Annotated in this window: 8 protein-coding genes; all 8 read right to left on the reverse strand. The window is 75.0% G+C overall.

The features are described 5' to 3' along the window. Positions 1 to 7 precede the first annotated feature (7 nt). Positions 8 to 532 (reverse strand): N-acetyltransferase family protein, encoded by a 525-nt coding sequence (locus tag ACY1JF_RS14840; RefSeq protein WP_462705577.1) that lies wholly within the window; start codon positions 530 to 532, stop codon positions 8 to 10. Next, entirely contained in the window at positions 529 to 1,113 is a 585-nt protein-coding gene (locus tag ACY1JF_RS14845) for a helix-turn-helix domain-containing protein (protein ID WP_462705578.1), read from the reverse strand. Before ACY1JF_RS14845 ends, ACY1JF_RS14840 begins: the two co-directional genes overlap by 4 nt. A gap of 564 nt (positions 1,114 to 1,677) precedes the next feature. Beyond that, positions 1,678 to 2,247, reverse strand: a complete 570-nt coding sequence (locus ACY1JF_RS14850; RefSeq protein ID WP_462705579.1) for a GAF domain-containing protein — start codon at positions 2,245 to 2,247, stop codon at positions 1,678 to 1,680. Beyond that, complete coding sequence (locus ACY1JF_RS14855) at positions 2,244 to 2,876, reverse strand: GTP-binding protein (RefSeq protein ID WP_462705580.1); 633 nt, start codon at positions 2,874 to 2,876, stop codon at positions 2,244 to 2,246. The genes ACY1JF_RS14850 and ACY1JF_RS14855 overlap by 4 nt, the downstream gene beginning before the upstream one ends. Next, a complete protein-coding gene (locus ACY1JF_RS14860; RefSeq protein ID WP_462705604.1) occupies positions 2,854 to 3,228 on the reverse strand; it encodes a DUF742 domain-containing protein in 375 nt (124 codons plus the stop codon). The genes ACY1JF_RS14855 and ACY1JF_RS14860 overlap by 23 nt, the downstream gene beginning before the upstream one ends. Positions 3,229 to 3,230: 2 nt before the next feature. Next, positions 3,231 to 3,701 (reverse strand): roadblock/LC7 domain-containing protein, encoded by a 471-nt coding sequence (locus ACY1JF_RS14865; RefSeq protein ID WP_462705581.1) that lies wholly within the window; start codon positions 3,699 to 3,701, stop codon positions 3,231 to 3,233. 74 nt (positions 3,702 to 3,775) lie between these two features. Then, positions 3,776 to 5,671: a sensor histidine kinase gene (locus ACY1JF_RS14870; protein ID WP_462705582.1), complete on the reverse strand. Its 1,896-nt coding sequence runs from the start codon at positions 5,669 to 5,671 to the stop codon at positions 3,776 to 3,778. An 800-nt stretch (positions 5,672 to 6,471) separates the two neighbouring features. Then, on the reverse strand, positions 6,472 to 7,830 hold the full coding sequence (gdhA, locus tag ACY1JF_RS14875) for an NADP-specific glutamate dehydrogenase (RefSeq protein WP_462705583.1): 1,359 nt from the start codon (positions 7,828 to 7,830) through the stop codon (positions 6,472 to 6,474). Positions 7,831 to 8,144: the final 314 nt, after the last annotated feature.

Below are 8,144 nucleotides of genomic sequence, written 5' to 3' on the forward strand. Positions count from 1 at the left end.
GTCCGGTTCAGCCGGGCGGTCCGACGTGTTTGAAGTACAGCGTCGTGGGCCGCAGGACACCGCCCGGGTCCGCGGCGTAGTCGGGGATGACTCCGGCCCTGGTCCAGCCCGCCGAGCGGTAGAGGCGTTCGGCGGGGCTGCCGGTCTCGGTGTCCAGGTGGAGCAGGGTGACGCCGGCCTCGGCGGCGGCCCGTTCGGCGGTGTCCAGGAGGGTGCGGCCGAGGCCCCGGCCGCGGGCGCGGCGGCGCACCATCAGCTTGACCAGTTCGGCGCGGTGGCGGCTGTTGGGCTTGTCGGGCAGGACGAGGCTGACGGTGCCGGTCACCCGTCCGTCCTCGCGCGTCACCCACACGGCGAGGCCGCCGGCGGCCACCGCGTCGGCCCGCGCCCGCCACCAGGCCAGGGCCTCGGCCCGGTCCAGCGGGGCGAGGAAGCCGACCGAGGCGCCGCCGCGCACGGTGTCGGTCAGCAGGTCGGCCAGCTCCCCCGCGGCGTCGTTGAGCCGGGGCGCGTCCAGGCGGATCGCCGTCATGGCAGCACCACCGCCAGCACGTACCGCGCGTCGCCGGGCCCGGGGCACCGGAACCGGGTCGGCCCCCAGACGCGCATCCGCAGACAGTCACCGGTGTCCAGGCGGTGGGCGGTGTCCTGCGCCGTCACCTCCAGCTCCCCCTCCAGCACCCAGAGGTGCTGTTCCAGACCGGGCACGGGCGGCCGGTCGTACGCCAGGTCGGCGTCGGCGGTGAGCCTTGCCTCCACGAGTTCGCCGCGCAGCCCGGCGTGCGGCGGGGACACCGACCGGCGTACGAAACCGGCGGCGCGGTCCGCCCAGACCTGCTGGTCGGCGGCCCGGACCACGGGGGCGGGCCGGGCCTCGACCTCGCCGAGCAACTGGGACATGGTCCGTCCGTGGACCGCGCACAGGCGGTTCAGGAGGGCGGCGGTGGGGCTGGTCTCGGCCCGTTCGGCACGGGACAGCGTGGAGCGGCTCACTCCGGTGCGTTCCGCCAGCTCGTCCAGGGACCAGCCGCGTTCGGCGCGCAGCTCGGCCAGGCGGGCGCCCAGCCGGACGTCCACCGGGTCGGGGGCCGTTCCGTCAGCACGGTGTCTCATATCCGAGACGTTATCCCAGGTATGAGACAGACATGTGACGGGCGGCTCACTCGTGGCCCCCGCCGCCCGTGCGTCCGGCCCCGGGGCGGATCAGCGGACGGTCTCCCGTGCCCCGGCGTACGGCCGCGCTGTCGGCGGCCCCCGGCCGGCGGCCACGGCCTTACCGGCGAACTCGTGGCCGGGGAGCAGCGGGAAGCTCACCGCCACGCGCCCGGCCGTCCCGGGCCCGGATGCGCGCTTGGCTGTCCCGGTCCCGGGCGCGCGGGCCGGTGCCGCCGATCCCGGTGCGCGGCACCTGGGCGGGGACGTCACCGGGTCCGGCGGCGGGCCCGGGGACGTCCGTGAGCCACTGGCCGGGCTCCGCCTTCTCCCCGACCAGCGCTCTCAGTGCCGCGGCTCCTGACGGCGCGGTCCCGGCGCCGGGCACGACGAAACGGCCCGCGTCCAGGGAAAGTCCAGGGAAAGAGGTGATCGCCCGGCGATCCGCCCCGCCCGGCGTCGCCCGTCCGTCGAGGTTCTCCCGACCGCGCCGCGGCTCTCCTTCACGCCCCGTGCGGGGGCGGGTCACAGGGGCAGGCCGTCGGCCGCGCTCCGTTCGATCCGGCCCATCAGTTCCGCCGCCGTCGCCTTGATGGTCTCCAGCCCGGCCTTCCCCCACGGTCTGGGCCGGACGTCGGCGGCGCTCACCGCGCCCAGTACCGTCCCCGTACTGTCGATGAGCGGGGCGCCCAGGTAGGAGCGGATGCCGAAGGTGTCGACGACCGGGTTGCCCGCGAACCGCGGATAGTCGCGGACGTCCTCCAGGACCAACGCCCGCCGCCGGGCCGCCACATGGGGGCAGAAGCCGTGGTCGCGGGGCTGGACCCGGGTGAACTCGGGCACGGTGCCGTCCCCCGCCGGCACACCCGCGGGGGCGTGCAGCCCGGCGAAGAACTGCCCGTTCTCCACCAGGAAGTTGACCATCGCGTACGGTGCCTCGGTCACTCGGGCGAGCCGGTCCGCGAAGGCGTCGAGGGCGGGGTCCCAGCGCTCGCCGAGGCCGAGCAGCCGCAGCCGCCGTACCCGCGCCGGGGCCTGCGGGTCCTCGGGCGTGAGCAGCAGCCGCCCGGCCGGGCGCGGCGGGTCGTAGCTCATGGGCGGGCTCCGGCGCCGTGCCCCGCGGCGGGCGCCGGCGTGTGGGCGATGAGATGGCGTACGAGGGTGAGCAGGGTCTGGACGCCGGAGCTGGAGATCCGGGCGTCGCAGCGGACGATCGGCACCTCCTCGGGCAGGTCGATGGCGGTGCGCACCTCCTCGGTGTCGTAGCGGTGGGCGCCGTCGAACTCGTTGACGGCGACGACGAAGGACAGTCCGCGCTGCTCGAAGAAGTCGATGGCGGCGAAGGACTCCTCCAGGCGCCGGGTGTCGGCGAGGACGACCGCGCCGAGGGCCCCCTCGCACAGTTCGTCCCACATGAACCAGAACCGTTCCTGGCCGGGGGTGCCGAACAGGTACAGCACGTGGTGCGGGTCGAGGGAGATGCGGCCGAAGTCCATGGCCACGGTGGTCTCCAGTTTGTTCTCGATCCCGTCCAGGTCGTCGGTCGCGGCGCTGACGGTGGTGAGCAGTTCCTCGGTGCTCAGCGGCGCGATCTCGCTGACCGCGCCGACGAAGGTGGTCTTGCCCACGCCGAACCCGCCCGCCACCAGGATCTTCAGCGCGGTGGGGAACGGGTCGCCGCCGTCGGCGCTCTCGTCGTAGTCAGAGCTGTCGTCGTAGTCCATCGAGCACTGCCTCCAGAAGGGCCCGGTCCGTGGGGTCGTGGTGGAACGCGGCGGGTGGCTTGGTGGTCAGCGCGCCGCAGTCGACGAGATCCGACAGCAGCACCTTGGTGACCGCCACCGGCAGCCTCAGATGGGCGGCCACCTCGGCGACCGGGACGGGAGCGCGGCACAGGTCGAGGGCCTGTGTGTGCTCCGGACCGAGGTGACCCAGCGGCGTGGCCCCGGTGGCCATCACCTGCGACACCAGGTCGAGCGCGACGGTGGGCCGGGTGCGGCCGTTGCTGACCGCGAAGGGCCGCACCAGGCGCCCGGCCGCGTCGTCCAGCCACGGCCCGTCGCCGGCCGTCGCCACGCTCAAGGCCTCATCGCCGGGGAAACCGGGACCGGCGGGACCGGCGGGCCGGCCGGGGCCCCGACGGCGTGCCGGCGGGGCGCGGTCACCAGGTAGGGGCGGACGCTCTTGACGAGCATCGCCATCTCGTAGCCGAGGACCGCCGCGTCGGCCTCACGGCTCGCCAGCACGGCCAGGCAGGTGCCCGAGCCCGCGGTGGTGACGAACAGCAGCGTCGAGTCGAGTTCGACCACGACCTGCCGTACGTCACCGCCGTCGCCGAAGCGGATTCCGGCGCTGCGGCCGAGGGAGTAGAGGCCGGAGGCCAGCGCGGCCATGTGGTCGGCGCTGTCGGCGTCGAGGCCGTGGACGGACTTCACCAGCCCGTCGCAGGACAGGAGCACCGCGCTGGAGGTGTGCGGCACCCGCTGCACGAGGCCGCTCATCAGCCAGTCGAGATCGGATACCTGGCTGGTGGGCGCATCGCTCGCCATGGTGGATCGACTCCTTGGGGGGTACGGAAATCCGCGCAAGCGCGGGGGTGGGGACGGGTCGGGCAGGGGGACGGTCATCCGGCCGGCGTACTGCCGTCGGGCCGGGCGCCTGGCCTGAGGCCGGGCCTGATGTCCGGCCGGGTGGTGGGGTCGGTGCGGGGTTCGGGCGCGGTGGGCCGCCACGGGGGGTCGGGCCGGGCGCCGGTCGTGCGGGGGACGTTCCCGGTGTCGTCCGCCAGGGGCCGCGAGAGCCCCGGTTCCATGCGCTGCCGCGCCTCGGCGAGGCCGATGCCGCGCTGGAAGGCGGCCATCAGGCCGGGGTCGTGACCGGTGGTCCGGTCGGTGTCCTGGCGGGGTGCGGGCCCCTCGCGCAGTTGGGGCACGAGGTGCTCCTGGGCGCGGCGGTGGGGCAGCCGGGGCTTGTCCGCGGTGCCGCGCACGGCGGTGTGGCGCGGTACGGGCGGTGTGGCGGTGTGCTCGGCGACCAGGGGCCGGTCGTCGGGCCGGATGCCGGGCACGGCCTCGGCCGGGGTGGGCCGTGCCGTCCCGTGGGCGCCGCGCACGGGCAGCGGCGCGGGGGCGCCGTGGGGGGCGGCCGGGGCGGGCCGGGGTGCGGGCACCGGCCCGGGGGCGGGCCCGGGCGGCGCCGACGTCGGCACCGGTCCCGCGGTGGGCGCGGGCGGAGCCGGGGGTACGGCCGTCAGGTCGCCGCCGGTGGCCTGCGGCGCCGGCGCCGGTGTCCCCGGGGCCGCGGCGGCCTCCGGTGCCGTGCCCAGCAGGGCCTGCGGCACGACGAGGACGGCCTGGACACCGCCGTAGATGTTGGTCTGGAGGCGGACGCCGATGCCGTGCCGCTTGGCGAGCTGGGAGACGACGTACAGGCCGATGCGGCCGTCCGCCAGCAGCCGGGCCACGTTGACCTGGTCGGGGTCGGCCAGCAGGGCGTTCATCCGCTGCTGTTCGGCCACCGGCATGCCGAGACCGCGGTCCTCGACCTCGACGGCGAGCCCGGCGGTGACCAGGCTGGCGCGCAGCAGCACCTGGGTGTCGGGGGCGGAGAACACGGTGGCGTTCTCCACGAGTTCGGCCAGCAGGTGGATCACGTCGGCGACGGCGTGGCCGCGCAGAGTGCCGTCGACGGGCGGGACCAGCCGGACCCGTGAGTACTGTTCGACCTCGGCGACGGCCGAGCGCAGCACCTCCGTCATGCAGACCGGGTGACTCCACTGGCGGCGGGAGACGGCGCCGCCGAGCACGGCGAGGTTCTCGGCGTGGCGGCGGATGCGGGTGGCGAGGTGGTCGACGTGGAAGAGGCCCTTGAGCAGGTCGGGGTCCTCCTGTTCGTTCTCCAGCTCGTCGAGGATGGAGATCTCCCGGTGCACCAGTGACTGCAGGCGCCGGGCCAGGTTGACGAAGACCTCCAGTTTCTGTTCGCTGCCCGTCTGGCTGGAGAGCTGGGCGGCTTGCACCACGGCGCCGACGGCGCCGTCGTGGGCGCGGGACAGGTCGGCGGCGAGCAGTTCGAAGTCGTCGGCGTCGTCCGGTGGTCCGCCGGGTGGTGTGCGCCGGGGCGGGCTCTCGCCGCGGCGCAACGTTTCCACCAGGGCCCGTAGTTCGTCCTCGCCGCGGGCGGTGCCGCGGCGCAGCGCGCCGAGGCGTTCCTGTACCAAGCGGGCGGCGCGGTCGGCGGCGACGGCGGCGGTGACGACGGCGGCCACGGTGACGGCGACCGCGCCGGCCAGCACGGTCCACAGCACGAGGGCCGGACGGACGCCGGTGGACCGGACGGTGAACAGGACGGCCGCCGAGGCGCTGAGGGCGACCGCGACGGGCGGCAGCACGGCGAGACGGAGCAGCTGGGACCGTAAGGGGGCCTCGGGCGGCGCGGACTCGGTACGGGCGGCCGGCCGGCCGTGCCGTCCGCCTTCACGGCGGTCGGCGCGCGATGCCGGGGCGCGGAGGTGAGACATCGGTGTCCTCGGGTGCGGGTCCGTCGGGGCTGGGTGCTCGCGCGTGGTGCGCCACGCGGGCATGCGCCATCGCGGTGTCGGCCGCGCGGACCGCGGACCCGGCCCGTGTCGCCCGACGGACACTCACAGTAGTCGCGTGCGTCTCGTGCGCGAGGGGCGGTTCGCCGAAATCCCCCGGACATCGCCATAGAGGGACGAGTTAACGATCGGAAGCGATCAAACCGAGTCACTCTCGGTTGCTACGGATCACCTTTCCACCTCTTACCGGCCGGCGCGAGGTGGAGGCGCGCTGATCCCGGCCCGGCTGCCGGCGCGGATGCCGGTCAGCGGCGCGGGTACCGGCCGTCGGTGCGGATGCCGACCAGCGATACGGGTACCGGCCGTCGGTGCGGATGCCGGCCCGTCGGCACGGAAGCCGACCAGCGGTGCGGATGCCGGTCGGGGTACGAGGCCGGGACGCGGACCCCGCGCCGCGCCGCATCCGCCGCACCGCCCGTCGACGGGACCACCGGGCACGCCCGGGCCCTCGCCGCCGCGGCGGCGTCGACGCGGCCGCGTCGACGCGGGGCCGGCGCCCCGGCAGGACCCCGTGCCCGGCGCCCCGGCAGACCGGGCGGGCGCCCTCGTCACGACGGCGCCGGCCGGCTCACCATGCGCGCCGGAGCGCTCCCCGCGGCCGTGCGGGGTGGGTGCCACCGTGACCTACGCCCGGGTGAGCGCGTCGCGGCGGGTCCGCCCCCGGCCGGCCCGTCACCGCGGCGACGGGCCGCGTCCCGGCGCCCCCGTGTTCGTCGGTCCGGTCAGATGACGCCCTGCGCCAGCATCGCGTCCGCCACCCGCTCGAAGCCGGCGATGTTCGCTCCCGTCACGTAGTCACCGGGAGCCCCGTAGCGCTCGGCCGTCTCGTGGCAGGTGGTGTGGATGTCGTTCATGATGCGGGTCAGCTCCTCCTCCACCCGCGCCGCCGACCACGACGTACGGGCGTGGTTCTGCGCCATCTCCAGGGCGCTGACCGCGACACCCCCCGCGTTGGCGGCCTTGCCGGGCCCGAACGCGACACCGGCCTGCTGGAACAGGTGCACGGCGGCCGGGGTCGTCGGCATGTTGGCGCCCTCCGAGACCGCCTTCACGCCGTTGCGGATCAGGGTGGCGGCGTCCTGCTCGTTCAGTTCGTTCTGTGTGGCCGACGGCAGCGCGAGGTCGGCCGGGACCTCCCAGACCCGTCCGCCGGGCACGAAGCGGGCCGAAGCGCCCCGGCGCTCGGCGTACGCGTCCACCCGGCCGCGCTCCACCTCCTTGATCTGCCTGAGGAGGTCGAGGTCGATGCCCTTCTCGTCGACGACGTAACCGGAGGAGTCCGAGCAGGTCACGGCGTTGGCACCGAGGGCGGTCAGCTTCTCGACGGTGTGGATGGCGACGTTGCCGGAGCCGGAGACGACCGCCGTCCGGCCCTCCAGGTCCTCACCGCGCTCACGCAGCATGGCAGCCGCGAAGAGGACGTTGCCGTACCCGGTGGCCTCGGGGCGGATCAGCGAGCCGCCCCAGCCCGGGCCCTTGCCGGTGAGGACTCCGGCCTCCCAGCGGTTGGTGATGCGCCGGTACTGGCCGAACAGGTAGCCGATCTCCCGGCCGCCGACACCGATGTCCCCCGCGGGCACGTCCGTGTGCTCGCCGATGTGCCGGTACAGCTCGGTCATGAACGACTGGCAGAACCGCATGACCTCCGCGTCGCTGCGGCCGTGCGGATCGAAGTCGCTGCCGCCCTTGCCGCCGCCGATGCCGAGCCCGGTCAGCGCGTTCTTGAAGATTTGCTCGAACCCGAGGAACTTGACGACACCCAGGTTGACGGAGGGGTGGAAACGCAGGCCGCCCTTGTACGGGCCGAGCGCGCTGTTGAACTCCACCCGGAAACCACGGTTGACGTGCACCCGTCCCTGGTCGTCCTGCCACGGCACCCGGAAGATGACCTGGCGCTCCGGCTCGCACAGCCGCTCGATCAGCCCGGGTTCGGCGTACTCGGGCCGGGCGGCGACGACCGGTGCCAGGGTCTCCAGGACTTCGTGCACGGCCTGGTGGAACTCGGGCTGCGCCGGGTTGCGGTGCTCGATCTCGCCGAGCAGGCGCGCGAGGGTGGTCTTCGTCTCGGATCGCGTGGTCACAGGAGCCCTTTCTGGCACGGCTGACACCGGGGACGGTGCGCGCCGACGGGGGGCGCTCGGCTCCGTTGCCGTGCGCGGGACACTTAAGTGTTACGCGCATGTAAACATCTTGACCAGCGTCGGGGTCCAGGAGCGACCACTATGCGAGACGGGCCCACCGCACGACCGCCCGCCCCCGGGGCGGGGGGGGGGGGGGCCCCGGGGGGGGGGCCGGCCGGGGCGCCCGCCGCCGTCTCACGCGGTGGCCTGCGGGCGCCGCGCGGAGTGCTGCTCCGCGGGGAGGTCCTCCGGCAGGAGCGTGGTGAGATCGGTGA

This window comes from Streptomyces sp. SYSU D01066-1 (genome assembly GCF_054956795.1).

Excerpts from the sequence above, each read along its gene's own strand:
- ACY1JF_RS14865 (WP_462705581.1), bottom strand. The coding sequence starts at position 3,701 with ATGGCGAGCGATGCGCCCACCAGCCAGGTATCCGATCTCGACTGGCTG.
- ACY1JF_RS14850 (WP_462705579.1), bottom strand. The coding sequence starts at position 2,247 with ATGAGCTACGACCCGCCGCGCCCGGCCGGGCGGCTGCTGCTCACGCCC.
- ACY1JF_RS14845 (WP_462705578.1), bottom strand. The coding sequence starts at position 1,113 with ATGAGACACCGTGCTGACGGAACGGCCCCCGACCCGGTGGACGTCCGG.
- ACY1JF_RS14855 (WP_462705580.1), bottom strand. The coding sequence starts at position 2,876 with ATGGACTACGACGACAGCTCTGACTACGACGAGAGCGCCGACGGCGGC.
- ACY1JF_RS14870 (WP_462705582.1), bottom strand. The coding sequence starts at position 5,671 with ATGTCTCACCTCCGCGCCCCGGCATCGCGCGCCGACCGCCGTGAAGGC.
- ACY1JF_RS14840 (WP_462705577.1), bottom strand. The coding sequence starts at position 532 with ATGACGGCGATCCGCCTGGACGCGCCCCGGCTCAACGACGCCGCGGGG.